The sequence below is a fragment of the Pseudomonas sp. 20-5 genome, assembly GCF_056782835.1.
Map to the genome: position 1 here is coordinate 1 of NZ_CM165584.1, position 25148 is coordinate 25148.

Annotated in this window: 22 protein-coding genes and 1 pseudogene; 12 read left to right on the forward strand and 11 right to left on the reverse strand. The window is 65.1% G+C overall.

From position 1 onward, the window contains the following. Window positions 1-33 precede the first annotated feature (33 nt). The 4 genes and pseudogenes from dnaA (at window position 34) to gyrB (ending at window position 6246) form a co-directional block, all read left to right on the forward strand. Window positions 34-1578, forward strand: coding sequence for a chromosomal replication initiator protein DnaA (gene dnaA / locus AC1RB9_RS00005; protein WP_003109151.1), 1545 nt, complete (start codon window positions 34-36; stop codon window positions 1576-1578). A 28-nt stretch (window positions 1579-1606) separates the two neighbouring features. After that, window positions 1607-2710, forward strand: coding sequence for a DNA polymerase III subunit beta (gene dnaN, locus AC1RB9_RS00010; protein ID WP_003097262.1), 1104 nt, complete (start codon window positions 1607-1609; stop codon window positions 2708-2710). Between the two features lie 9 nt (window positions 2711-2719). Then, a pseudogene (gene recF, locus AC1RB9_RS00015) lies at window positions 2720-3822 on the forward strand (DNA replication/repair protein RecF). A gap of 3 nt (window positions 3823-3825) precedes the next feature. Continuing rightward, window positions 3826-6246, forward strand: coding sequence for a DNA topoisomerase (ATP-hydrolyzing) subunit B (gyrB, locus tag AC1RB9_RS00020; RefSeq protein WP_003097268.1), 2421 nt, complete (start codon window positions 3826-3828; stop codon window positions 6244-6246). Window positions 6247-6569: 323 nt separating this feature from the next. Here gyrB and AC1RB9_RS00025 read toward each other — a convergent pair whose 3' ends face one another. Next, complete coding sequence (locus tag AC1RB9_RS00025; RefSeq protein WP_003100265.1) at window positions 6570-7343, reverse strand: lysophospholipid acyltransferase family protein; 774 nt, start codon at window positions 7341-7343, stop codon at window positions 6570-6572. Between the two features lie 11 nt (window positions 7344-7354). Then, window positions 7355-7891, reverse strand: coding sequence for a D-glycero-beta-D-manno-heptose 1,7-bisphosphate 7-phosphatase (gmhB, locus tag AC1RB9_RS00030; RefSeq protein WP_003120688.1), 537 nt, complete (start codon window positions 7889-7891; stop codon window positions 7355-7357). 331 nt (window positions 7892-8222) lie between these two features. On the opposite strand from gmhB, the gene AC1RB9_RS00035 reads away from it, so the two are divergent. After that, the gene (locus tag AC1RB9_RS00035; protein ID WP_003111371.1) at window positions 8223-9929 is read left to right on the forward strand and encodes a di-heme-cytochrome C peroxidase; all 1707 of its coding nucleotides are present in this window, start codon (window positions 8223-8225) and stop codon (window positions 9927-9929) included. A 56-nt stretch (window positions 9930-9985) separates the two neighbouring features. Here AC1RB9_RS00035 and glyS read toward each other — a convergent pair whose 3' ends face one another. Both glyS and glyQ read right to left on the reverse strand, forming a co-directional pair. After that, the gene (glyS, locus tag AC1RB9_RS00040) at window positions 9986-12040 is read right to left on the reverse strand and encodes a glycine--tRNA ligase subunit beta (RefSeq protein ID WP_003458401.1); all 2055 of its coding nucleotides are present in this window, start codon (window positions 12038-12040) and stop codon (window positions 9986-9988) included. Further along, entirely contained in the window at window positions 12040-12987 is a 948-nt protein-coding gene (gene glyQ / locus AC1RB9_RS00045) for a glycine--tRNA ligase subunit alpha (protein ID WP_003097276.1), read from the reverse strand. The genes glyS and glyQ overlap by 1 nt, the downstream gene beginning before the upstream one ends. 104 nt (window positions 12988-13091) lie before the next feature. On the opposite strand from glyQ, the gene AC1RB9_RS00050 reads away from it, so the two are divergent. From AC1RB9_RS00050 to AC1RB9_RS00065, 4 genes are all read left to right on the forward strand, one after another. Next, a complete protein-coding gene (locus AC1RB9_RS00050) occupies window positions 13092-13643 on the forward strand; it encodes a DNA-3-methyladenine glycosylase I (protein ID WP_003097280.1) in 552 nt (183 codons plus the stop codon). A gap of 143 nt (window positions 13644-13786) precedes the next feature. Continuing rightward, window positions 13787-14674: a lysophospholipid acyltransferase gene (locus AC1RB9_RS00055; RefSeq protein ID WP_003097282.1), complete on the forward strand. Its 888-nt coding sequence runs from the start codon at window positions 13787-13789 to the stop codon at window positions 14672-14674. Between the two features lie 84 nt (window positions 14675-14758). Further along, complete coding sequence (locus AC1RB9_RS00060) at window positions 14759-15025, forward strand: PilZ domain-containing protein (RefSeq protein ID WP_003100272.1); 267 nt, start codon at window positions 14759-14761, stop codon at window positions 15023-15025. A gap of 146 nt (window positions 15026-15171) precedes the next feature. Continuing rightward, window positions 15172-15825, forward strand: a complete 654-nt coding sequence (locus tag AC1RB9_RS00065; RefSeq protein WP_003097286.1) for a 7-cyano-7-deazaguanine/7-aminomethyl-7-deazaguanine transporter — start codon at window positions 15172-15174, stop codon at window positions 15823-15825. Window positions 15826-15886: 61 nt separating this feature from the next. Here AC1RB9_RS00065 and AC1RB9_RS00070 read toward each other — a convergent pair whose 3' ends face one another. The 6 genes from AC1RB9_RS00070 to def all read right to left on the reverse strand — a co-directional run bounded on the left by AC1RB9_RS00070 (window position 15887) and on the right by def (window position 21125). Continuing rightward, window positions 15887-16159: a hypothetical protein gene (locus AC1RB9_RS00070; RefSeq protein WP_003114644.1), complete on the reverse strand. Its 273-nt coding sequence runs from the start codon at window positions 16157-16159 to the stop codon at window positions 15887-15889. Window positions 16160-16451: 292 nt separating this feature from the next. Continuing rightward, window positions 16452-16769 (reverse strand): tetratricopeptide repeat protein, encoded by a 318-nt coding sequence (locus tag AC1RB9_RS00075; RefSeq protein WP_003120685.1) that lies wholly within the window; start codon window positions 16767-16769, stop codon window positions 16452-16454. 148 nt (window positions 16770-16917) lie between these two features. After that, on the reverse strand, window positions 16918-18291 hold the full coding sequence (trkA, locus tag AC1RB9_RS00080) for a Trk system potassium transporter TrkA (RefSeq protein ID WP_003107053.1): 1374 nt from the start codon (window positions 18289-18291) through the stop codon (window positions 16918-16920). Between the two features lie 27 nt (window positions 18292-18318). Then, complete coding sequence (gene rsmB / locus AC1RB9_RS00085) at window positions 18319-19623, reverse strand: 16S rRNA (cytosine(967)-C(5))-methyltransferase RsmB (RefSeq protein WP_003458403.1); 1305 nt, start codon at window positions 19621-19623, stop codon at window positions 18319-18321. After that, complete coding sequence (fmt, locus tag AC1RB9_RS00090) at window positions 19620-20564, reverse strand: methionyl-tRNA formyltransferase (protein WP_003123763.1); 945 nt, start codon at window positions 20562-20564, stop codon at window positions 19620-19622. The genes rsmB and fmt overlap by 4 nt, the downstream gene beginning before the upstream one ends. A gap of 54 nt (window positions 20565-20618) precedes the next feature. Next, window positions 20619-21125 carry a peptide deformylase gene (gene def / locus AC1RB9_RS00095; RefSeq protein WP_003107059.1) on the reverse strand — a complete coding sequence of 169 codons (507 nt, stop codon included), beginning with the start codon at window positions 21123-21125 and terminating at the stop codon, window positions 20619-20621. Window positions 21126-21263: 138 nt separating this feature from the next. Between def and AC1RB9_RS00100 the strand changes: the two genes are divergently transcribed. The 3 genes from AC1RB9_RS00100 to tsaC all read left to right on the forward strand — a co-directional run bounded on the left by AC1RB9_RS00100 (window position 21264) and on the right by tsaC (window position 24110). Beyond that, window positions 21264-22289 carry a LysM peptidoglycan-binding domain-containing protein gene (locus AC1RB9_RS00100; protein WP_003097294.1) on the forward strand — a complete coding sequence of 342 codons (1026 nt, stop codon included), beginning with the start codon at window positions 21264-21266 and terminating at the stop codon, window positions 22287-22289. Between the two features lie 134 nt (window positions 22290-22423). Continuing rightward, window positions 22424-23512, forward strand: a complete 1089-nt coding sequence (gene dprA / locus AC1RB9_RS00105; RefSeq protein ID WP_003458411.1) for a DNA-processing protein DprA — start codon at window positions 22424-22426, stop codon at window positions 23510-23512. A gap of 40 nt (window positions 23513-23552) precedes the next feature. Further along, on the forward strand, window positions 23553-24110 hold the full coding sequence (tsaC, locus tag AC1RB9_RS00110) for an L-threonylcarbamoyladenylate synthase type 1 TsaC (RefSeq protein WP_003097300.1): 558 nt from the start codon (window positions 23553-23555) through the stop codon (window positions 24108-24110). A 9-nt stretch (window positions 24111-24119) separates the two neighbouring features. Here tsaC and AC1RB9_RS00115 read toward each other — a convergent pair whose 3' ends face one another. Beyond that, window positions 24120-25097 (reverse strand): NADPH:quinone reductase, encoded by a 978-nt coding sequence (locus AC1RB9_RS00115; protein ID WP_003111202.1) that lies wholly within the window; start codon window positions 25095-25097, stop codon window positions 24120-24122. Between the last annotated feature and the right edge of the window lie 51 nt (window positions 25098-25148).

A 25148-nucleotide genomic window follows, 5' to 3' on the forward strand; every position in this document is an offset into this window, starting at 1 on the left:
TTGTGCCGCCTTTCCAATCTTTGGGGGATATCCGTGTCCGTGGAACTTTGGCAGCAGTGCGTGGATCTTCTCCGCGATGAGCTGCCGTCCCAACAATTCAACACCTGGATCCGTCCCTTGCAGGTCGAAGCCGAAGGCGACGAATTGCGTGTGTATGCACCCAACCGTTTCGTCCTCGATTGGGTGAACGAGAAATACCTCGGTCGGCTTCTGGAACTGCTCGGTGAACGCGGCGAGGGTCAGTTGCCCGCGCTTTCCTTATTAATAGGCAGCAAGCGTAGCCGTACGCCGCGCGCCGCCATCGTCCCATCGCAGACCCACGTGGCTCCCCCGCCTCCGGTTGCTCCGCCGCCGGCGCCAGTGCAGCCGGTATCGGCCGCGCCCGTGGTAGTGCCACGTGAAGAGCTGCCGCCAGTGACGACGGCTCCCAGCGTGTCGAGCGATCCCTACGAGCCGGAAGAACCCAGCATCGATCCGCTGGCCGCCGCCATGCCGGCCGGAGCAGCGCCTGCGGTGCGCACCGAGCGCAACGTCCAGGTCGAAGGTGCGCTGAAGCACACCAGCTATCTCAACCGTACCTTCACCTTCGAGAACTTCGTCGAGGGCAAGTCCAACCAGTTGGCCCGCGCCGCCGCCTGGCAGGTGGCGGACAACCTCAAGCACGGCTACAACCCGCTGTTCCTCTACGGTGGCGTCGGTCTGGGCAAGACCCACCTGATGCATGCGGTGGGCAACCACCTGCTGAAGAAGAACCCGAACGCCAAGGTGGTCTACCTGCATTCGGAACGTTTCGTCGCGGACATGGTGAAGGCCTTGCAGCTCAACGCCATCAACGAATTCAAGCGCTTCTACCGCTCGGTGGACGCACTGTTGATCGACGACATCCAGTTCTTCGCCCGTAAGGAGCGCTCCCAGGAGGAGTTCTTCCACACCTTCAATGCCCTTCTCGAAGGCGGCCAGCAGGTGATCCTCACCAGCGACCGCTATCCGAAGGAAATCGAAGGCCTGGAAGAGCGGCTGAAATCCCGCTTCGGCTGGGGCCTGACGGTGGCCGTCGAGCCGCCGGAACTGGAAACCCGGGTGGCGATCCTGATGAAGAAGGCTGAGCAGGCGAAGATCGAGCTGCCGCACGATGCGGCCTTCTTCATCGCCCAGCGCATCCGTTCCAACGTGCGCGAACTGGAAGGTGCGCTGAAGCGGGTGATCGCCCACTCGCACTTCATGGGCCGGCCGATCACCATCGAGCTGATTCGCGAGTCGCTGAAGGACCTGTTGGCCCTTCAGGACAAGCTGGTCAGCATCGACAACATCCAGCGCACCGTCGCCGAGTACTACAAGATCAAGATATCCGATCTGTTGTCCAAGCGGCGTTCGCGCTCGGTGGCGCGCCCGCGCCAGGTGGCCATGGCGCTCTCCAAGGAGCTGACCAACCACAGCCTGCCGGAGATCGGCGTGGCCTTCGGCGGTCGGGATCACACCACGGTGTTGCACGCCTGTCGTAAGATCGCTCAACTTAGGGAATCCGACGCGGATATCCGCGAGGACTACAAGAACCTGCTGCGTACCCTGACAACCTGACGCAGCCCACGAGGCAAGGGACTAGACCATGCATTTCACCATTCAACGCGAAGCCCTGTTGAAACCGCTGCAACTGGTCGCCGGCGTCGTGGAACGCCGCCAGACATTGCCGGTTCTCTCCAACGTCCTGCTGGTGGTCGAAGGCCAGCAACTGTCGCTGACCGGCACCGACCTCGAAGTCGAGCTGGTTGGTCGCGTGGTACTGGAAGATGCCGCCGAACCCGGCGAGATCACCGTACCGGCGCGCAAGCTGATGGACATCTGCAAGAGCCTGCCGAACGACGTGCTGATCGACATCCGTGTCGAAGAGCAGAAACTTCTGGTGAAGGCCGGGCGTAGCCGCTTCACCCTGTCCACCCTGCCGGCCAACGATTTCCCCACCGTGGAGGAAGGTCCCGGCTCGCTGAACTTCAGCATTGCCCAGAGCAAGCTGCGTCGCCTGATCGACCGCACCAGCTTCGCCATGGCCCAGCAGGACGTGCGTTACTACCTCAACGGCATGCTGCTGGAAGTGAACGGCGGTACCCTGCGTTCCGTCGCCACCGACGGCCACCGACTGGCCATGTGCTCGCTGGATGCGCAGATCCCGTCGCAGGACCGCCACCAGGTGATCGTGCCGCGCAAAGGCATCCTCGAACTGGCTCGTCTGCTCACCGAGCAGGACGGCGAAGTCGGCATCGTCCTGGGCCAGCACCATATCCGTGCCACCACTGGCGAATTCACCTTCACTTCGAAGCTGGTGGACGGCAAGTTCCCGGACTACGAACGCGTACTGCCGCGCGGTGGCGACAAGCTGGTGGTCGGCGACCGCCAGCAACTGCGCGAAGCCTTCAGCCGTACCGCGATCCTCTCCAACGAAAAGTACCGCGGCATTCGCCTGCAGCTTTCCAACGGTTTGCTGAAAATCCAGGCGAACAACCCGGAGCAGGAGGAGGCCGAGGAAGAAGTGCAGGTCGAGTACAACGGCGGCAACCTGGAGATCGGCTTCAACGTCAGTTACCTGCTCGACGTGCTGGGTGTGATCGGTACCGAGCAGGTCCGCTTCATCCTTTCCGATTCCAACAGCAGCGCCCTGGTCCACGAGGCCGACAATGACGATTCTGCCTATGTCGTCATGCCGATGCGCCTCTAATCACGCTGAATGTCCCTGACCCGCGTTTCGGTCACCGCGGTGCGCAACCTGCACCCGGTGACCCTCTCCCCCTCCCCTCGCATCAACATCCTCTACGGCGATAATGGCAGCGGCAAGACCAGTGTGCTCGAAGCCATCCACCTGCTGGGCCTGGCGCGTTCATTCCGCAGTGCGCGCTTGCAGCCGGTGATCCAGTATGAGGAAGCGGCCTGCACCGTATTCGGCCAGGTGATGTTGGCCAACGGCATCGCCAGCAACCTGGGGATTTCCCGTGAGCGCCAGGGCGAGTTCACCATCCGCATCGATGGGCAGAACGCCCGGAGTGCGGCTCAATTGGCGGAAACTCTCCCACTGCAACTGATCAACCCGGACAGCTTTCGGTTGCTCGAGGGAGCGCCGAAGATCCGCCGACAGTTCCTCGATTGGGGAGTGTTCCACGTGGAACCTCGGTTTCTGCCCGTCTGGCAGCGCCTGCAGAAGGCGCTGCGCCAGCGGAACTCCTGGCTCCGGCATGGTAAACTGGACCCCGCGTCGCAAGCGGCATGGGACCGGGAATTGAGCCTGGCCAGCGATGAGATCGATGCCTACCGCAGAAGCTATATCCAGGCGTTGAAACCGGTATTCGAGGAAACCCTCGCCGAATTGGTTTCACTGGATGACCTGACCCTTAGCTACTACCGAGGCTGGGACAAGGACCGGGACCTCCTGGAGGTCCTGGCTTCCAGCCTGTTACGCGACCAGCAGATGGGCCACACCCAGGCGGGACCGCAGCGTGCGGATCTTCGCATACGGTTGGCAGGTCATAACGCCGCGGAGATTCTCTCGCGCGGTCAGCAGAAGCTGGTGGTATGCGCCCTGCGCATCGCCCAAGGCCATCTGATCAATCGCGCCAAGCGCGGACAGTGCGTCTACCTGGTGGACGACCTGCCCTCGGAACTGGATGAGCAGCATCGAATGGCTCTTTGCCGCTTGCTTGAAGATTTGGGTTGCCAGGTATTCATCACCTGCGTGGACCCGCAACTATTGAAAGACGGCTGGCGCACGGATACGCCGGTATCCATGTTCCACGTGGAACATGGAAAAGTCTCTCAGACCACGACCATCGGGAGTGAAGCATGAGCGAGAACAACACGTACGACTCTTCCAGCATCAAGGTGCTGAAGGGGCTGGATGCCGTACGCAAGCGCCCCGGCATGTACATCGGCGACACCGACGATGGCACCGGTCTGCACCACATGGTGTTCGAGGTGGTGGATAACTCCATCGACGAAGCGCTGGCCGGTTACTGCAGCGAAATCAGCATCACCATCCATACGGATGAGTCGATCACTGTCCGCGACAATGGACGCGGTATTCCGGTGGATATCCACAAGGAAGAAGGGGTTTCTGCGGCGGAAGTGATCATGACCGTCCTCCACGCCGGCGGCAAGTTCGACGACAACACCTACAAGGTGTCCGGCGGCTTGCACGGTGTGGGCGTCTCGGTGGTGAACGCGCTGTCCCATGAACTACGCCTGACCATCCGTCGCCACAACAAGGTCTGGGAACAGGTCTACCACCACGGCGTTCCGCAGTTCCCACTGCGCGAAGTGGGCGAGACCGATGGCTCCGGCACCGAAGTTCACTTCAAGCCGTCCCCGGAGACCTTCAGCAACATCCACTTCAGTTGGGACATCCTGGCCAAGCGCATCCGCGAGCTGTCCTTCCTCAACTCCGGCGTCGGCATCCTGCTGCGCGACGAGCGTACCGGCAAGGAGGAGCTGTTCAAGTACGAAGGCGGTCTGAAGGCCTTCGTCGAGTACCTGAACACCAACAAGACCGCGGTGAACGAGGTATTCCACTTCAACGTCCAGCGTGAAGAGGACGGCGTGGGTGTGGAAGTCGCCTTGCAGTGGAACGACAGCTTCAACGAGAACCTGCTCTGCTTCACCAACAACATCCCGCAGCGTGACGGCGGCACCCACCTGGCCGGTTTCCGTTCGGCGCTGACGCGTAACCTGAACAACTACATCGAGGCCGAAGGCCTGGCGAAGAAGTTCAAGATCGCCACCACCGGCGACGATGCCCGCGAAGGCCTCACCGCGATCATCTCGGTGAAGGTACCGGACCCGAAGTTCAGCTCGCAGACCAAGGACAAGCTGGTCTCCTCCGAGGTGAAGACTGCGGTGGAACAGGAGATGGGCAAGTACTTCGCCGACTTCCTGCTGGAGAATCCCAACGAAGCCAAGGCCGTGGTCGGCAAGATGATCGACGCCGCCCGTGCCCGCGAGGCCGCGCGCAAGGCGCGCGAGATGACCCGCCGCAAGGGCGCGCTGGACATCGCCGGCCTGCCCGGCAAACTGGCCGATTGCCAGGAAAAGGACCCGGCGCTCTCCGAACTGTACATCGTGGAGGGTGACTCCGCGGGCGGTTCCGCCAAGCAGGGCCGCAATCGCCGGACCCAGGCGATCCTGCCGCTCAAGGGCAAGATCCTCAACGTCGAAAAGGCGCGCTTCGACAAGATGCTCTCCTCCCAGGAGGTCGGTACGCTGATCACCGCCCTGGGCTGTGGCATCGGCCGCGAGGAATACAACATCGACAAGCTGCGCTACCACAACATCATCATCATGACCGATGCTGACGTCGACGGTTCGCACATCCGCACCCTGCTGTTGACCTTCTTCTTCCGCCAGATGCCCGAGCTGATCGAGCGTGGCTACATCTACATCGCCCAGCCCCCGTTGTACAAGGTCAAGCGCGGCAAGCAGGAGCAGTACATCAAGGACGACCAGGCCATGGAAGAGTACATGACCCAGTCGGCCCTGGAAGACGCCAGCCTGCACGTCAACGAGCACGCTCCGGGCCTGTCCGGGGCGGCGCTGGAGAAACTGGTCAACGAGTATCGCGGGGTGATCGCCACCCTCAAGCGCCTGTCGCGCCTGTACCCCCAGGAGCTGACCGAGCACTTCATCTACCTGCCTACCGTGTCGGTGGACGACCTGGCTAACGAGTCGGCCATGCAGGGCTGGTTGGAGAAGTTCCAGGCGCGCCTGACCGCCGCCGAGAAGTCCGGCCTGACCTACAAGGCCAGCCTGCGCGAAGACCGCGAGCGCCACCTGTGGCTGCCCGAGGTGGAACTGGTGGCCCACGGCCTGTCCAGCTACGTCACCTTCAACCGTGACTTCTTCGCCAGCAATGACTACCGCTCGGTGTCGCTGCTCGGCGACCAGCTGAACAGCCTGCTGGAAGACGGCGCCTACGTGCAGAAGGGTGAGCGCAAGCGCCCGATCAGCGCCTTCAAGGACGGCCTGGACTGGCTGATGGCCGAAGGTACCAAGCGCCACAGCATCCAGCGATACAAGGGGTTGGGCGAGATGAACCCTGAGCAGCTGTGGGAAACCACCATGGATCCGAACGTCCGGCGCATGCTCAAGGTGACCATCGAGGACGCCATCGCTGCCGACCAGATCTTCAACACCCTGATGGGCGATGCCGTGGAGCCGCGCCGCGACTTCATCGAAAGCAACGCGCTGGCGGTGTCGAACCTGGACGTGTGACAGGTCGGCAGACCGACCCTCATAGAAACCCCGGCCTGGCGCCGGGGTTTTCTTTTTGCGCCAGGTAGCCTGGATACGGGCGCCAGGAGTGCCTTGCCAAGGTGTGGTCGAGCCCCCGGTTGCTCGCCGGCATTGGCACCCTGGACCCGGGCCTCCTGGCGGCGTTGCACCGCTCCTGTGGGCAGCGGACGCCGGTCAATTCGGTCGATCGTTGCCAACCGGCCTTGCTTTGCGCCTCGCGTGAAAACAAGAAGCCCCGCTATGGCGGGGCTTCTTTTATCGAATCGGCGCACAGTGCGCCTTGCAGGGGGCTTTGCGGCCCTTCACGAGACCACCGACGGCTCCGGATGGCTGACCCGCTGCTGGATGGGGCTGATCTCGGCCATGGTCTCGCTGACCCAGGCTTCGGCGCGCTGGTTTAGCTCGGCGATGGCGCGCGGGCCTTCGCCTTCGGCGTGCATGGCCGGGCCGATCACCACCTGGATGGTGCCCGGGTACTTGGCCCAGCCGGCCTTGGGCCAATACTGCCCGGCGTTGTGGGCGATCGGCAGTACCGGTAGCCCGGCGTTGACCGCCAGGGCGGTGCCGCCGCGGGAGAACTTGCCCATCTGCCCCACCGGAATACGCGTGCCTTCCGGGAAGATCAGCACCCAGGCGCCTTTCTTCAGGCACTCGTCGCCCTGCTTGGCCAGTTGCTTGAGGGCCAGCTTGGGCTGGCTGCGGTCGATGGCGATGGGCTTGAGCAGGGCCAGGGCCCAGCCGAAGAACGGCACGTAGAGCAGCTCGCGCTTGAGTACCTGGCTGAGTGGCTCGAAGAAGCCGGAGAGGAAGAAGGTTTCCCAGGTGCTCTGGTGCTTGGAGAGGATCACGCAGGGCTTTTCCGGGATGTTCTCCAGTCCGCGCACCTCGTAGCGGATGCCGGCGACCACGCGGGTCAGCCAGATCGCGAAGCGGCACCAGTTCTGTACCACGAAGCGGTAGCGGGCGCGGAACGGCAGGATCGGCGCGATGAAGAAGCTGAGGGTGCCCCAGACGAACGCGCTGGCGGACAGCAGCAGGTAAAAGAGGACGGTTCTGATGGCCTGCACTGTCGACATGTATTCTGACCTTACTGAAGTAATGCGCTGGCGACTGCCGCCAGATCGTCGAATATCAGGGTGCCCTCTGGCAAGGGCTTGCCCAGCGTACGTACACCTTTTCCGGTCTTTACCAATACCGGCTGACAATCGACGGCCCGCGCCGCCTCCAGGTCACCGATGCTGTCGCCGACGAACCAGATACCCGACAGATCGACCCCGTAGTGCTCGCCGATCTGCCGCAGCATACCCGGCTTCGGCTTGCGGCAGTCGCAACCGTCGTCCGGTCCATGCGGACAATAGACGATGAGGCCGACCTCGCCGCCCTGCTCCGCGACCAGTTCGCGCAAGCGCGCATGCATGGCCTCGAGCACTGCCAGGTCGTAATAGCCACGGGCGATGCCGGACTGGTTGGTAGCCACCGCGACGGTCCAGCCGGCCTGGCTCAGGCGGGCGATGGCCTCGATCGAGCTGGGGATGGGGATCCACTCGTCGAGGGTCTTGATGTAATCGTCGGAGTCGAGGTTGATGACTCCATCGCGGTCGAGAATCAGCAGGGAACGGGACATCGATGCGCAGTTGGCCATGAACGGAAAGGATCGATTCTACCTCAGCCAGCCGGAGCATCGCGGATGGATCGACGAGCCCCCTACGCTGGACAATCTGTACTAGATTCAATAATGGCAATGGAATGGCAATCCCAGGCCAGGGAGTCATTTGGCACGCAGCAGTGGGTGTCTCGGAGTACGTGCGAACCCCTTGGCGGGTGGATCACCGGAGTAATGCAGTAAGCGCCTATCGCATGCCAGCACGGCCGACCGGCCGTGTTTCCACCACAGGTGGAGCGGGCATGACGACGGGGAGTTCCGGGGCGTCTGCCCGTTCCCAAGGACGGTAACCGTGAAACGCCTGAAAAAGACACTGCACCTTTCAAGCTTGTCCCTCGCTTCCCTGGCTCTTTCTTCCGCCGCCCTGGCGGCCGCTCCGGTCATGCTCGACCAGGGCAAGGAATGGACCGAAAGCCACCGCCAGGACTTCTACAGCCGCGACCAGGGCTCGCAGGTGATGCCCCTGCCCTGGCTCAAGGCGTTGCGACAGCCGGATGGAACGCCTTTCCTCGCCGACAGCCTGGCCCGCTACGGCTATTTGCCCAACCCCAAGGCGCCCGCGGAAGGCCTGCCGGTGGGCTTCACCGTAGCCGGCACGGGCGCCCGGCAGATGGTCGGCATGACCTGTTCGGCCTGCCATACCCGGCAGATCGAGGTGAAGGGCACTGCCTATCGGATCGACGGCGGTCCGGCGATCGTCGACTTCCAGGCATTCCTCGCCGACCTCGATCGGGCCGTGGGACCGCTGACCAGCGATGACGCCGCCTTCGACGCCTTCGCCAAGCAGATCCTCGGGGCCAATCCGCCTCCCGGTGCGCGCGACGCTCTGCTCGCGGCGGTGAAGGAATGGTACGAGCCCTATCACACGCTGATCGAGCGCGCGCTGCCCAAGGACACCTGGGGACCGGCGCGGCTGGACGCGGTATCGATGATCTTCAACCGCCTTACCGGGCTGGATATCGGCACCGCGCCGCCCTACCTGATTCCCGACAACATCAAGGCGGCCGATGCGCCGGTGCGCTATCCGTTCCTGTGGAACGCGGCGCGGCAGAACAAGACCCAGTGGCCCGGCTTCGCCGCCAACGGCAACGACCTGCTCGGCCTGGCGCGCAATGTCGGCGAGGTCTACGGGGTGTTCGCCACCTTCCACCCGCAGAAGAGCAAGTTCCACCTGCTGGGCATGGACTACCTGAAGATCAACTCGGCCAACTTCCACGGGCTGGGCAAGCTGGAAGACCTGATCAAGAAGATCGGCCCGCCGAAGTGGCCCTGGGCGGTGGACAAGCACCTGGCCAGGAAAGGCGCGCTGATCTTCGCCCGCAAGACCGACGAAGGTGGCTGCGTGGAGTGCCACGGCATCCGGATCAAGGACCTGGTGCTTTGGGACACTCCGCTGAGGGACGTCGGCAGCGACAGCCGCCAGCACGCCATCCTCGATGGCCAGGTGCAGACCGGCGTGATGGAGGGCGCGCGGATGCCGTTCGGCCAGCCGCTGAAGGCGACCGACGGAGCCTTCGATGTACTCGCCGTAGCGGTGGCCGGTTCGATCCTGCAGCACTTCGTGCCGATCCTCGGTGAGAAGCACGATGCCAAGGCGGCGGCGGTCAAGCCGGAAAGCGTGATGACCGACGAAACCCGGCAACTGCTGACCGCCTTCCAGAAGCCGGTGCGTACCCAGGCCGACCCCTACCCCTACGAGTCGCGGGTCCTGCAGGGGATCTGGGCAGCGGCGCCGTACCTGCACAACGGCTCGGTGCCGACCCTGGAAGAGTTGCTGAAGCCGGCCGCGGAGCGGGTGGAATCCTTCCCGGTGGGCTCGGCCTACGACGTGGACAAGGTCGGCCTCGCCGCCCAGCAGACCCAATTCGGCAGCTATGTGCTGAAGACCACCGGCTGCGAGCAGCGTGATTCCGGCAACAGCCGCTGTGGCCATGAGTACGGCACCAGCCTGTCGGCCGAGGAGAAGCGCGCGCTGCTGGAGTATCTGAAGGTCCTGTAGTGAAAAAGGCCCGGTGTCGCGAGGACGCCGGGCCTTTTCTTCGAGGCGGGACTGGCTCAGCCGAGCAGCGAGATGTCCGCCACCCCGAGGAACGACCCGCGCAGCTTGGCCAGCAGCGCATAGCGGTTGGCGCGCACCGCCGCGTCGTCGACATTGACCATCACATCGGCGAAGAACGTATCCACCGGCTCGCGCAAGGCCGCCAGGCGGGCCAGCGCGGCGCGATAGTCGCGTGCCGCTGCCAGCGGCGCGACTTCGCTTTCGGCGTTCGCCACGGCGCTGCCCAGGGCCTTCTCGGCGGCTTCCACCAGCAGGCTGGCATCCACGTTCGGCGGAACCTCGTCCTCGGACTTGGCGAGAATATTCGACACCCGTTTGTTCGCCGCGGCCAGGGCCTCGGCTTCAGGCAACTGTCGGAAGGCCTGGACGGCCTGTACGCGCTGGTCGAAGTCCAGCGGCGAGCTTGGCTTGAGCGCGCGCACCGACTGGTACACGGCCACGTCCACGCCTTCGTCCTCGTAGCGCGCGCGCAGGCGGTCGAACACGAAGTCCAGCACCTGCTCGGCCAGGCCGGCGGCCTTGACCTTGTCGCCGTATTGCTCGACGGCGGCGTTGACCGCGGCTACCAGGTCCAGGTCGAGCTGCTTCTCGATGAGGGTGCGCAGCACGCCCAGCGCAGCGCGGCGCAGCGCGTAGGGGTCCTTGCTGCCGGTGGGAAGCATGCCGATGCCGAAGATACCGACCAGGGTATCGAGCTTGTCGGCCACCGCCACGGCGGCGCCGGTCAGGGTCGAGGGTAGCTCGGCGCCGGCGCCGCGCGGCATGTACTGCTCGTTGAGGGCCAGGGCGACGTCTTCCGCTTCGCCGCCGTGGGTGGCGTAGTAGTAGCCGGCGATGCCCTGCATTTCGGGGAACTCGCCGACCATCTCGGTCGCCAGGTCACACTTGGACAGGATGCCGGCGCGCGCGGCGTTCTGCGCATTGCCGCCTATACGTTCGGCGATGTAGGCGGCCAGGCCGGAGACGCGCTGGGCCTTCTCGAACACGGTGCCGAGCTGGGCCTGGAACACTACGTTGCGCAGGCGTTCATTGAAGCTTTCGAGCGGCTGCTTCTTGTCCTGCTTGAAGAAGAACTCGGCGTCGGTGAGGCGCGGGCGAACCACCTTCTCGTTACCGCTGACGATGTTCTCCGGCGCCTTGCTCTCGACGTTGGCGACGGTGATGAAGCGCGGCAGCAGCTTGCCGTTGGCGTCCAGCAGGCAGAAGTATTTCTGGTTGTCCTGCATGGTGGTGATCAGGGCTTCCTGCGGGACCTCGAGGAAGCGCTCCTCGAAGGAGCAGACCAGCGGCACCGGCCACTCGACCAGTGCAGTCACTTCGTCGAGCAGGCTCGGCGGCACGATGGCGCTGCCCTGTTGCTCGGCGGCCAGTTCGGCCACGCGCTTGGCGATCAGCTCGCGGCGCTCGGCGAAATCGGCCAGCACATGAGCGCCGCGCAGGTCTTCCAGATACGCTGCCGGGCTGGAAATACGCACATTGTCCGGATTGTGGAAGCGGTGGCCACGGGATTCGCGCCCGGCTTTCTGGGCGAGGATCTCGCACTCGACCACATCGTCGCCGAACAGCATCACCAGCCATTGGGTCGGACGCACGAACTCCTCGCGGCGAGCTGCCCAGCGCATCCGCTTGGGAATCGGCAGTTCGTTCAACGAGGCCTCGACGATGCCCGGCAGCAGGCCGGCGGCCGGTTGGCCGGCGATGGTCTGGCTGAAGCGCAGCTTCGGACCGCTCTTGTCGATCTGCTGCAGATCCACGCCGCACTTCTTGGCGAAGCCCAGGGCGGCCTGGGACGGGTTACCGCTGGCGTCGAAGGCGGCCTGTAGCGGCGGACCGTCTAGGTTGACGGTACGGTCGGGCTGCTGCACGGCGAGTTGCTCGACCAGCACGGCGAGACGGCGCGGCGCCGCATAGAAACGCGCAGCGGCATAGCTCAGACCGGCAGCCTTGAGGCCCTTCTCGATACCGCTGAGGAAGGCTTCGCCGAGGCTGTTGAGGGCTTTTGGCGGCAGCTCTTCGGTGCCCAGTTCGACCAGGAAATCCTTGGCGCTCATCATTCGGCCTCCTTCAGCTTGGCCAGTACTTCGTCACGCAATTCGGGGGTGGCCATGGGGAAGCCGAGGCGCGCGCGGGCCTGCAGGTAGCTCTGCGCCACGGCGCGGGCCAGGGTACGCACGCGAAGGATGTAGCGCTGGCGCTCGGTGACCGAGATGGCGCGCCGCGCATCCAGCAGGTTGAAGGTATGCGAAGCCTTGAGGACCATCTCGTAGGTCGGCAACGGCAGCTCCAGCGCGATCAGGCGGTTGGCTTCGCTTTCGTAGAAGTCGAACAGTTCGAACAGCTTCGGCACGTTGGCGTGCTCGAAGTTGAAAGTGGATTGCTCCACCTCGTTCTGGTGGAACACGTCGCCATAGGTGACCTTGCCGAACGGGCCGTCGGTCCAGACCAGGTCGTAGACCGAGTCCACGCCCTGCAGGTACATGGCCAGGCGCTCCAGGCCGTAGGTGATCTCGCCGGTGACCGGATAGCACTCGATGCCGCCGACCTGCTGGAAGTAGGTGAACTGGGTGACTTCCATGCCGTTCAGCCAGATTTCCCAACCCAGGCCCCAGGCGCCGAGGGTCGGCGACTCCCAGTTGTCCTCGACGAAGCGGATGTCGTGGACCAGCGGGTCGATGCCGATGGCTTTCAGCGAGCCGAGGTACAGCTCCTGGAAGTTCTCCGGGTTCGGCTTCAGGACCACCTGAAACTGGTAGTAGTGCTGCAGGCGGTTGGGGTTCTCGCCGTAGCGACCGTCGGTGGGGCGGCGGCTCGGCTGGACGTAGGCGGCGTTCCAGGTCTCCGGGCCGATGGCGCGGAGGAAGGTGGCGGTGTGGAAGGTGCCGGCGCCCACTTCCATGTCGTAGGGCTGCAGCACCACGCAGCCCTGCTCGGCCCAGTAGTTCTGCAGGGCGAGAATCAGGTCTTGGAAGGTGCGCACGGCGGGCGTAGTCTGGCTCACGAAATTCACCTGTGCTGAGGCTTCGATACAAAACGCGGAAGTATACCCGATTCCCGCGCCGCCTCGCCCGTCCCCCCGATCCCTGGAAAACCACGGAAAGCCTTATGCCACGCTGCTTCTGGTGCAACGACGATCCCCTCTACATGGCCTACCACGATGAGGAGTGGGGTGTGCCGCAGCGCGATCCCGACGCGCTGTTCGAACTTCTGCTGCTGGAGGGCTTCCAGGCCGGGTTGTCCTGGATCACCGTGCTGAAGAAGCGCGAGCGCTACCGCGAGGTGCTGTTCGGCTTCGACGTGCAGCGGGTGGCACAGATGAGCGACGCGGAGATCGACGAACTGATGCTCGACCCCGGCATCATTCGCAATCGGGCCAAGCTCAACGCTGCGCGGCAGAACGCCCAGGCCTGGCTGGAGCTGGACGACCCGGCTGGGTTCCTCTGGTCCTTCGTCGGCGGCCAGCCGAAGATCAACCATTTCGCCGGTCGCGCCGAGGTGCCGGCGATTACCCCGGAAGCCGAGGCCATGAGCAAGGCGCTGCGCAAGGCCGGCTTCAACTTCGTCGGGCCGACCATCTGCTACGCCTTCATGCAGGCCAGCGGCATGGTCATGGACCATACCCAGGACTGCGACCGTTACGCCCAACTCGTCGGCTAGCCGGGCGCTCCCTGACGGATGCGTTCGGATGTTCCACGTGGAACATCGGCGCGCAGCATAGCTGGTCGCCCCGCTTCCTTGGCTGCCGCCCTCGCCTTCTTCCTGGCGTACAATGCGCGTTCGAGTCGAGCGAGGAGTGTTTCGTGGAGAAATTCAAAGGTGCCCTGGTGGTGGGGGCCCTACGCCTGTTCGCGTTATTGCCCTGGCGTGCCGTGCAAGGCGTCGGGGCCGGCATAGGCTGGCTGATGTGGAAATTGCCGAATCGATCCCGCGAGGTAGTGCGGATCAACCTGTCCAAGTGCTTCCCCGAGTTGTCTGAAACCGAACTGGAAAAGCTGGTCGGACAAAGCCTGATGGATATTGGCCGGACCCTCACCGAAAGTGCCTGCGCCTGGATCTGGCCGCCTGAAAAGTCGCTGAGATACATCCGCGAGGTCGAAGGCATGGAGGTGCTGGAGGAAGCGCTGGCTTCCGGCGATGGCCTGGTCGGCATTACCAGTCACCTGGGAAACTGGGAAGTACTCAACCACTTCTATTGCTCCTACGCCAAGCCGATCATCTTCTATCGTCCGCCCAAGCTGAAGGCAGTCGACGAATTGCTGAAGAAGCAACGCGTGCAATTGGGCAACCGCGTCGCACCTTCCACTCCGGAGGGTATCCTCAGCGTCATCAAGGAAGTGAAGAAAGGCGGTTGCGTAGGGATTCCCGCCGACCCCGAGCCCGCGCGTACCGCTGGGCTCTTCGTGCCCTACCTGGGCACCACTGCCTTGATCAGCAAGTTCGTCCCGCAGTTGCTTTCACGCGGCAAGGCGCGTGGAGTGTTCTTCCATGCGGTGCGCCTGCCCGATGGTAGCGGTTACAAGGTGATCCTCGAAGCGGCTCCGGCGGACATGTACGACAAGGACCTGGAAGTGTCTGTAGCAGCCATGAGCCGCGAGTTGGCGAAGTATGTACGAGCCTATCCCAGCCAGTACATGTGGAGCATGAAACGCTTCAAGAACCGCCCGGATGGCGAGAAAAAATGGTACTGAGGAAAGGGCGTCGGAAGACGCCTTTTTCATATCCGGGTACTATGCTCAGTTCTGCCGCCTCCTCCGCAGGTCCCGAGGGACTCGATGGATAATCAACGACAATACCCACGAACCCCGCTCAAGTGCCGAATCCGTATCAGTCACCCGCTATTTGGCGAGCTGATGGCGCAGACACGCGACCTGTCCGACACCGGGGTCTATGTCAAACACCCGGAGCTGACCCAGCTCCCAACAGGCAGTGTCGTTACTGGCCAGGTACAGGACTTGCCGATCGACGCGCCGATCCTGCAGATGGAAGTCGTGCGAGTCGATGCGGAAGGCGTCGGCCTGCGCTTTCTCAGCGAAGCATGAACGGTGGTGTTCCACGTGGAACCCCAGGCATGAGCCACTGATCACAGAGTGGGCGAAACCGCTGCCGGTTATCGGCTAGAATGCGCGCCGCTCGGCATGGTGCCGGGCATGGGTTCCCTCACCCCATCGCGCAAAAAGGACAGCACATGTCAGCCTCTTCTCCGGCGGCCTGGCGCGGCACCCTGGCCGGCCTGATCGCCTTCCACATCTTCATCATCATCGCCAGCAACTACCTGGTGCAGTTGCCGATCACCCTGTTTGGCTGGCACACCACCTGGGGCGCCTTCAGCTTTCCGTTCATCTTCCTGGCTACCGACCTCACCGTGCGCCTGCTGGGCAAGGGCCCTGCCCGGCTGGTCATCGCCCGGGTCATGATCCCGGCGTTGATCGCCTCCTACGTGGTCTCGGTGTTGTTCCAGGAAGCGGCGTTCCGTGGTTTCTCCGCGCTGCTGGAGTTCAACACCTTCGTCGCACGGATATCCCTGGCAAGCTTCCTCGCCTATGTGCTCGGGCAGATCCTCGACATCCAGGTATTCGACCGCCTCCGTCGTTCCCGGCACTGGTGGACCGCGCCAGTCGCCTCGACCATCCTCGGCAACCTGCTGGACACCTTCACCTTCTTCTTCGTGGCGTTCTGGCGTAGCGACAATCCGTTCATGGCGCAGCACTGGGTGGAAATCGCCACGGTGGACTACGGAGTGAAGCTGAGTATCAGCCTTCTGCTGTTCGTGCCGCTCTACGGCATGCTACTCAACGGCATCCTGAAGATGCTGCCGGGGCGGCCGCAGAGCAACGCTTGAGGCTTATCGAGGCAATCTGGAGGAAGGGCGCAACGGCCGTGACCGTTGCGCCCTTCTTCATTCAGGAGGTGGTAGCCCGGTGCGCGGCCGTGAGCAGCGTCAGGGCATCGCCGCCGAGCGTGACCAGGATGTGCGCCACGCGCTGAATGGGAACGCCCAGCCCTGTCCGCACTTCGATCCTTTCCAAGGCATGGAGGAGGCCGAGGAGAGCCCTGAGGCGCTCCTGTACGGATTCGAGCATCTCATTGGCGGAGGCGTTCCGGTGAACGTAGAGAATCGCTTGCTCGTATGGGTATTCGACATAGGACGGGACTGAACGCTCTTGCTTCGACATGTTGGCTCCGGAAAAGTAGTTGAAGTCAGGTGTCGCGTTCGGGCTTTGACCGAAGCGATGAGTCGAAGCTAGAGGGCCGGCAGTGGTCGCTCAATGGGGTGTTGGGCGTTCGGGATGCAGGCTACATCGTTGACAGAAGTTGCCTACGAATGTGTGGAACAGGTCTTTGTAAAAGTGTCGTCGGGGCGTGCTCGAACCGTTCTGCCAGCGCTCGATGAGCACGCCCGACCCGTCTGCCGGAACTCCGGCCGGCGGGTGGCGAGAACGCGCTGCGCAAGCCTTGGCCGGACGCTCAGGTTCTCGCCCTGTCGAGCTTGCGCAGGAACACCGTCATTTCCTTTTCGGCCTGCTTGTCGCCATGCGTCGCGGCAGTTGCCAGGCCCTGCTCCCAGGCCTGCCGGGCGCCCGCGAGATCGCCGGCAGCCTGGCGCGCCTTGCCCAGCAGCTTCCAGCCGGCGGAATACTTCGGGTCCTGCTCTACGCAGCGCTGGAGGTGTTCCGCCGCGCGTTCGGCGTCGCCCGCGTCCAGGTAGCCCTTGCCCAGGCCGAAGCGCAGCAGCGCATTGTCCACGCCTTTGGCCAGCATCTTTTCCAGACCTTCGATCATCATCCTGCCCTCTTCCAACGATGTCGGCCATTGTGCCCGGCTCCGGCCAGGCTTTGCACGGAACAGAGGGATTCGGCCGTTGCGAAGGAGGCACGCGGCCCCTTGGTGTTCGTAGGCCGAAGCCCTATCGCCGTTCGCGATAGGGCGTGCCTCAGAAGAACGTCAGGCCGGCCTGGAACAGTCGCTCGACGTCTCGGATGTATTTCTTGTCGACCAGGAACAGCAGCACGTGGTCGCCGCTCTCGATGCGGGTGTCGCCATGGGCGATCAGCACTTCCTCGTCGCGCACCAGCGCGCCGATGGTGGTGCCCGGCGGCAGCTTGATCTCGTTGATCGAGCGACCGATCACCTTGCTCGACTTGGCGTCGCCATGGGCTACCACTTCGATCGCTTCGGCTGCGCCGCGGCGCAGCGAGTGTACGCTCTCGATGTCGCCGCGGCGAACGTGGGCCAGCAGGGTGCCGATGGTCGCCAGTTGCGGGCTGATGGCGATGTCGATCTCGCCGCCTTGCACCAGGTCGACATAGGCCGGGTTGTTGATCAGGGTCATCACTTTGCTCGCGCCGAGCCGCTTGGCCAGCAGCGAGGACATGATGTTGGCCTCGTCGTCGTTGGTCAGGGCGAGGAACACGTCGGTCTCGCCGATGTTTTCCTCCAGCAGCAGGTCGCGGTCGGAAGCGCTGCCGTTGAGCACGATGGTGCTGTCCAGGGTATCCGAGAGGTGCCGGCAGCGCAGCGGGCTGCGCTCGATGATCTTTACCTGGTAGCGGCTCTCGATGGCCTCGGCCAGGCGCTCGCCGACATTGCCGCCGCCGGCGATGATGATCCGCTTGTAGCTGTCGTCGAGCCTGCGCATCTCGCCCATTACCGCGCGGATATGGGCCTTGGCGGCGATGAAGAAGACTTCGTCGTCGGCCTCGATCACCGTGTCGCCCTGGGGAATGATCGGCCGGTTGCGGCGGTAGATCGCGGCGACGCGGGTATCTACGTTCGGCATGTGCTCGCGCAGCTGGCGCAGCTCCTGCCCTACCAGAGGGCCGCCGTAGTAGGCCTTGATCCCGACCAACTGCGCCTTGCCCTCGGCGAAGTCGATGACTTGCAGCGCGCCGGGGTGTTCGATCAGGCGCTTGATGTAGTTGGTGACCACCTGCTCCGGGCTGATCAGCACGTCCACCGGGATCGCCTCGTTGTCGAACAGCCCGGTACGGGTCAGGTAGGCCGGCTCGCGGACGCGGGCGATCTTGGTCGGGGTGTTGAACAGGGTGTAGGCGACCTGGCAGGCGACCATGTTGGTCTCGTCGCTATTGGTCACCGCCACCAGCATGTCGGCGTCGTCGGCGCCGGCCTGGCGCAGCACCGTGGGGAACGAGGCCTTGCCTTGCACGGTGCGGATGTCGAGGCGGTCGCCGAGGTCGCGCAGGCGGTCGCCGTCGGTGTCGACCACGGTGATGTCGTTGGCTTCGCTGGCCAGGTGCTCGGCCAGTGTGCCGCCGACCTGGCCGGCACCGAGGATGATGATTTTCATGGCAGGAAACGGCTCGTCAGGTTTCGATCAACGGGCGGATATCTTGATCAGCTTGGCATAGTAGAAGCCATCGTGGCCCTCCACCTGCGGCAGCAACTGGCGGCCGTGGGGCTGTTTCATGCCCCAGGGGCCGGGAAGGTCCAGTTCGCGGGCGCCGGGCGTGCGGGCGAGGAAGGCGGCGATGCTGTCGCTGTTTTCCGCCGGCATCACCGAACAGGTGGCGTAGAGCAGTACGCCACCGACTTCCAGGGTAGGCCACAGCGCGTCGAGCAATTCACCCTGCAGGTGCGCCAGGGCGGCGATGTCTTCCGGCTTGCGCGCCAGCTTGATGTCCGGGTGGCGGCGGATCACCCCGGTGGCCGAGCACGGCGCGTCGAGGAGGATGCGCTGGAACGGCTTGCCGTCCCACCACTCCCCGGTGGCCCTGGCGTCGGCGGCGACCAGGCTGGCTTGCAGGCCGAGCCGCTGGAGGTTTTCCCGGACCCTTACCAGGCGGCTCTCCTCGAGGTCGACGGCGACCACTTCGGCCAGTTCCGGCTGGGTTTCCAGCAGGTGGCAGGTCTTGCCGCCAGGCGCACAGCAGGCGTCGAGGACACGCTGGCCGGGCGCGCTTTCGAGCAGCTCGGCGGCCAGTTGCGCGGCTTCGTCCTGGACGCTGACGCGGCCCTCCGCGAAGCCCGGTAGTTCGCGCACGTCGCGCGGCGCGGCGAGCTGGATGCCGTCGCGGCTGTAGTCGCAGGCGCGGGCCTCGATTCCGGCTTCGGCGAGTTCGGCCAGGTAGGCATCGCGCTCGCCGCGGCGCCGATTGACCCGCAAGGTCATCGGCGGGTGTGCGTTGTTCGCTGCGCAGAGCGCGTCGAGCTGCTCCGGCCAGGCCTGCTTGAGCGCTTTCAGCAGCCAGCGCGGATGTCCCAGGCGCGCTGAGGGATCGCGGTCGACCTCGGCCAGCAGCGTCTCGCCTTCGCGCTGCGCGCGGCGCAGCACGGCGTTGAGCACGCCCTTGGCCCAGCCCTTCTTCAGCTTGTCGGCGCAGCCGACGGTCTCGCCGATCGCGGCGTGCGGCGGAATCCGCGTGTAGAGCAACTGGTAGAGGCCGATCAGCAGCAGGGCGTGGATATCGGTGTCGGCGGCCTTGAACGGCTTCTGCAACAGGCGCGCGGCCAGAGCCTGCAGGCGCGGTTGCCAGCGCGCCGCGCCGAAGGCCAGCTCCTGGGTCAGGCCGCGATCGCGCGGGGCGACCTTGTCCAGTTGCGGCGGCAACGCGCCAGACAGCGAGGCGCGTCCGGCGAGCACCGCGGCCAGCGCCTGGCAGGCGGCGAGACGCGGGTTCATTGGCCGAGCACCTGGCCGGCGGCGAATTGCTCGCGGCGGCTGTTGTAGAGGTCGGCGAAGGCCAGTGGCTTGCCGCCAGGCAATTGCAGGCGGGTCAGGCGCAGGGCGCCTTCGCCGCAGGCGACCAGCAGGCCGTCGCGGCTGGCCTCGAGGATGGTTCCGGGCGCCCCGCTGCCCTGCCCCAGGCTGGCGCCGAGGACTTTCAGCGGAGCATCGGCGAGGCTGGTGTGGCAGACCGGCCAGGGGGTGAAGGCGCGGACCTGGCGCTCCAGTTCGACGGCCGGACGGCTCCAGTCGAGGCGTGCCTCGTCCTTGTTCAGCTTGTGCGCGTAGGTGGCCAGGGCGTCGTCCTGGATCTCGCCATGCAGGGTGCCGGCGGCCAGGCCGGCGATGGCTTCGACCACCGCTTTCGGGCCGAGCGCGGCGAGCCGATCGTGCAGGCTGCCGCCGGTGTCCGCGGCGGAAATCGGCGTGCTCACCTTGAGCAGCATCGGGCCGGTGTCGAGCCCTGCTTCCATCTGCATCACGGTGACGCCGCTCTCCGCGTCGCCGGCTTCCACCGCGCGCTGGATCGGCGCGGCGCCGCGCCAGCGCGGCAGCAGCGAGGCGTGGCTGTTGATGCAGCCCAGGCGCGGGATATCGAGTACCGCCTGGGGCAGGATCAGGCCATAGGCGACCACCACCATCAGGTCCGCGCGCAGGGCCGCCAGCTCCGCCTGGGCCTCGGCATTACGCAGGCTCTGCGGCTGCATGACCGGCAGGCCATGCTCCAGGGCCAGGCTCTTCACCGCGCTGGGCATCAGTTTCTGCCCGCGGCCGGCCGGCCGGTCAGGCTGGGTGTAGACGGCGACGATCCGATGTGGGGTGTCGAGCAGGGCCTTGAGATGCTCGGCGGCGAATTCCGGGGTTCCGGCGAAGACGATGCGCAATGCTTGGCTCATGCGGGGCTCGCTAAAAGAAAAAGGCTTGCCGGGGCAAGCCTTTGGGGGATGGGGTCACGCCTGCTGTCGATGCTGCTTTTCCAGCTTCTTGCGGATGCGGTCGCGCTTGAGGGTGGACAGGTAGTCGACGAACAGCTTGCCGTTGAGGTGGTCGCATTCGTGCTGGATGCATACCGCCAGCAGGCCTTCGGCGACTTCCTCGAAGGGGTTGCCATCGCGGTCGAGGGCCTTGATCCGGACCTTCTGCGGTCGGTCCACGTTCTCGTAGAAGCCGGGTACCGACAGGCAGCCTTCCTGGTACTGGTCCATATCCTCGGTCAGCGGTTCGAACTCGGGGTTGATGAATACCCTCGGCTCGGACTTGTCTTCGCTGAGGTCCATGACCACGATGCGCTTGTGCACGTTCACCTGGGTCGCGGCGAGGCCGATGCCCGGGGCTTCGTACATGGTTTCGAACATGTCGTCGATCAGCTGGCGCACCGCGTCGTCGACCACCTCCACCGGTTTGGCGATGGTCCGCAGGCGCGGATCGGGGAATTCGAGAATGTTCAGGATGGCCATATGCGTTTGTGATGCACTTGTGGAATCGATTGAAAATCCGCTGCTAAGATGGCGCGCAGCTTGAAAACGGCTTCAGACCGCGATTCTCGCGGGCTTCGGGCGTTTCGCGTATGTCGACATGATAAAGGGATTCACTGCATGAGGAAATCACTAGTCGCCCTTCTGCTCCTTGCCGCGAGCGGTCTGGCGCAGGCCCAGGTCGACCTCAGGGAAGGGCATCCGGACCGCTACACGGTGGTCAGGGGCGATACCCTGTGGGACATCTCGGGGAAATTCCTCCGCCAGCCATGGAAGTGGCCGGAACTCTGGCACGCCAACCCGCAGATCCAGAATCCCCACCTGATCTACCCCGGCGACACCCTCAGCCTGGTCTACGTCGATGGCCAGCCGCGCCTGGTGCTGAACCGTGGCGAATCGCGCGGGACCATCAAGCTGTCGCCGAAGATCCGCAGCACGCCGATCGCCGAGGCCATCCCGACCATCCCGCTGGACAAGATCAACAGCTTCCTGCTGGCCAACCGCATCGTCGATGACGAGAAGACCTTCACCAGTGCGCCGTACATCGTCGCCGGCAACGCCGAGCGGATCGTCAGCGGCACCGGCGACCGCATCTACGCTCGCGGCAAGTTCGCCGACGGCCAGCCGGCCTATGGCATCTTCCGCCAGGGCAAGGTCTACATCGATCCGAAGACCAAGGAAGTCCTCGGCATCAACGCCGACGACATCGGCGGCGGCGAGGTGGTGGCCACCGAAGGCGACGTCGCGACCCTGGCGCTGACCCGCACCACCCAGGAAGTGCGCCTCGGCGACCGCCTGTTCCCCACCGAGGAGCGTGCGGTGAATTCCACCTTCATGCCCGGCGAGCCGAGCCGCGAGGTGAAGGGCGAAATCATCGACGTACCGCGCGGCGTGACCCAGATCGGCCAGTTCGACGTGGTCACCCTGAACCGTGGCCAGCGCGACGGGCTGGCCGAGGGCAACGTGCTGGCGATCTACAAGGTCGGCGAGACGGTGCGCGACCGCGTTACCGGTGAGTCGGTGAAGATTCCCGACGAACGCGCCGGCCTGCTGATGGTGTTCCGTACCTACAAGAAGCTGAGCTACGCCCTGGTTCTGATGGCCAGCAGGCCGCTCTCGGTAACCGACAGGGTGCAGAATCCCTGACTCGAAACCCCCGCCTCGGCGGGGGTTTCGCGTTTCTGGGAGAAGGAAATTTCATACGACGGTTTCCAGGATGGAAGCCGGACCCTTCCCCTCTTCCTGTCAGCGATGGACCTGCCTGCTATGGATGAGTCGCGATGAAGAACCATTCTCCAGCCGAACTGGAAGCACGGCTGCGCCTGCATGGCCTGCCCGAACTGGGACCCATGCGCTTCCTGCGCTTGATCGAGGCCTTCGGTTCGGCCTCTTCCGCGCTTGCCGCGCCAGCCAGCGCCTGGCGCACCCTGGGAGTGCCTGCCGAGGCCGCCGCCGCGCGGCGCAGCCCGGCGGTGCGGGAAGCGGCGGGTGAAGCCCTGCGCTGGCTGGAAGGTCCGCGCAGGCACCTGCTGATGTGGGACGACCCGGGATACCCGGCACTGCTCGCCGAAGTCGCCGATGCCCCGCCGCTGCTGTACGTCGAAGGCGCTCCGGAGACTCTGGAACGGCCCCAACTGGCGATGGTCGGCAGCCGCCGCGCCAGCCCCGCCGGGCTGGGCACCGCCCGGAGCTTTGCGCGCAGCCTGGCGCAGGGCGGCTTCGCCATCACCAGCGGGCTGGCCCTGGGCATCGATGGCGCCGCCCACGAGGGCGCGCTGGAGGCTGGCGGCGCGACCGTGGCAGTCCTCGGCACCGGCCTGCGCAGGCTCTATCCGCGGCGCCACGAAGCGCTGGCGCGGCGCATCGTCGAGGGTGGCGGCGCGCTGGTTTCGGAGCTGCCGCTGGACAGCCCGCCGCTGCCGGCAAACTTTCCCCGGCGCAACCGCATCATCAGCGGACTCTCGCTGGGTGTGCTGGTGGTCGAGGCAAGTCCCGCCAGCGGCTCGCTGATCACCGCGCGGCTGGCGGCGGAACAGGGGCGCGATGTGTACGCCATTCCGGGTTCCATCCACCATCCCGGCGCACGTGGCTGCCACCAACTGATTCGCGATGGCGCGCTGCTGGTGGAAAGCGTCGGGCACGTGCTCGAAGCACTGCGCGGCTGGGCGCAGGCGGAGCCAGCGGAAGCGCCGGCGCAGCCCCTGCCCCACCCTTTGCTGGCGCTGCTGCGCGCCGCGCCCTACACCAGCGAAGGCCTGGCCGCCGCCAGCGGCATGACGCTGCCCGATGTGCTGGCGACGCTCAGCGAACTGGAACTCGACGGCCGGGTCGCCTGCGAGGCCGGCACCTGGGTGCATCGCTCCGGCTGAAACCGTACACTTCGCGCACCCTGTCCGCTGGAGTGAGTCGATGATCAGCAGCTTTCGTGCGCAATGCGCCGCCCGGGTCGTCCGCGAGGGCGGCGTGATCGCCTATCCCACCGAGGCGGTATGGGGGCTCGGCTGCGACCCGTGGAACGAGGATGCGGTGTATCGCCTGCTGGCGCTGAAGGCGCGGCCGGTGGAAAAGGGCCTGATCGTGGTGGCGGCGAACATCCACCAGCTCGACTTCCTTCTCGAAGACCTGCCGGACGTCTGGCTGGACCGCCTGGCCGGTACCTGGCCGGGGCCGAACACCTGGCTGGTGCCGCACCAGGAGCGCCTGCCGGAGTGGGTCACCGGCGTCCACGACAGCGTCGCCGTGCGGGTCACCGACCATCCCCTGGTACAGGAACTGTGCCATCTCACCGGTCCGCTGATCTCCACCTCGGCCAATCCGGCCGGGCGCCCGGCGGCGCGCACGCGGCTGCGGGTGGAGCAATACTTCCACGACGAGCTGGACGCTATCCTCGGCGGCGCCCTTGGCGGGCGCCGCAACCCCAGCCTGATCCGCGACCTGGTGACCGGACAGGTCATCCGCCCGGCCTGAGTACGCGCTTCAGGGCAACAGTACGGTCGAGCCGGTGGTTCGCCGTGCGGCCAGTTCGGTATGCGCCCTGGCTGCTTCGGCCAGGGCGAAGCGCTGGTTGATCTCGATGCGGATGTCGCCGCGCTCGATCAGGCCGAACAGCTCGTCGGCCATCGCCTGGAGTTTTTCCGGGGTATCGGCGTAGCTGCCCAGGGTCGGCCGGGTCACGTACAGCGAACCCTTCTGCGAGAGGATGCCCAGGTTGACCCCGGTCACCGGCCCCGAGGCGTTGCCGAAGCTGACCAGCAAGCCGCGCGGCGCCACGCAGTCCAGCGAGGTTTCCCAGGTATCCTTGCCCACCGAGTCGTAGACCACCGGGCACTTCTTCCCGTCGGTCAGTTCGAGCACCCGCCGCGCCACGTTCTCATGGCTATAGTCGATGGTCTCCCAGGCACCGTGCTGCCTGGCCAGGCGCGCCTTTTCCGGCGAGCTGACGGTGCCGATCAGCTGCACTCCAAGGGCCTTGGCCCATTGGCAGGCGAACAGGCCCACGCCGCCCGCGGCGGCATGGAAGAGAATGGTTTCGCCGCCCCGCAGTTCGTAGGTCTGGCGCAGCAGGTATTGGGTGGTGAGCCCCTTGAGCATCACCGCGGCGGCCTGTTCGAAGTCGATGCCGTCGGGCAGGTGGACCAGCTTCTCCTCCGCCAGCACATGCAGTTCGCTGTAGGCGCCCAGCGGGCCGGTGGCGTAGGCGACGCGGTCGCCGACCTTGAAACGGGTCACTTCGCTGCCCACCGCCTCGACCTCGCCGGCACCTTCGCTACCCAGTCCCGAGGGTAAGCCGGGGGCCGGATAGAGGCCGCTGCGGTAGTAGGTGTCGATGAAGTTCAGGCCAATGGCGCGATTGCGCACGCGGACTTCCCGGGGGCCCGGCTCGGCGGGTTGGTAGTCGCGGTATTCGAGGACTTCGGGGCCGCCGTAGGCAGCGAACTGGATGCGCTTGGCCATGCTGGAACTCCTGCTTCGTCAGGGTTTCGGACGGTCGCGCCGGGTGGGCGA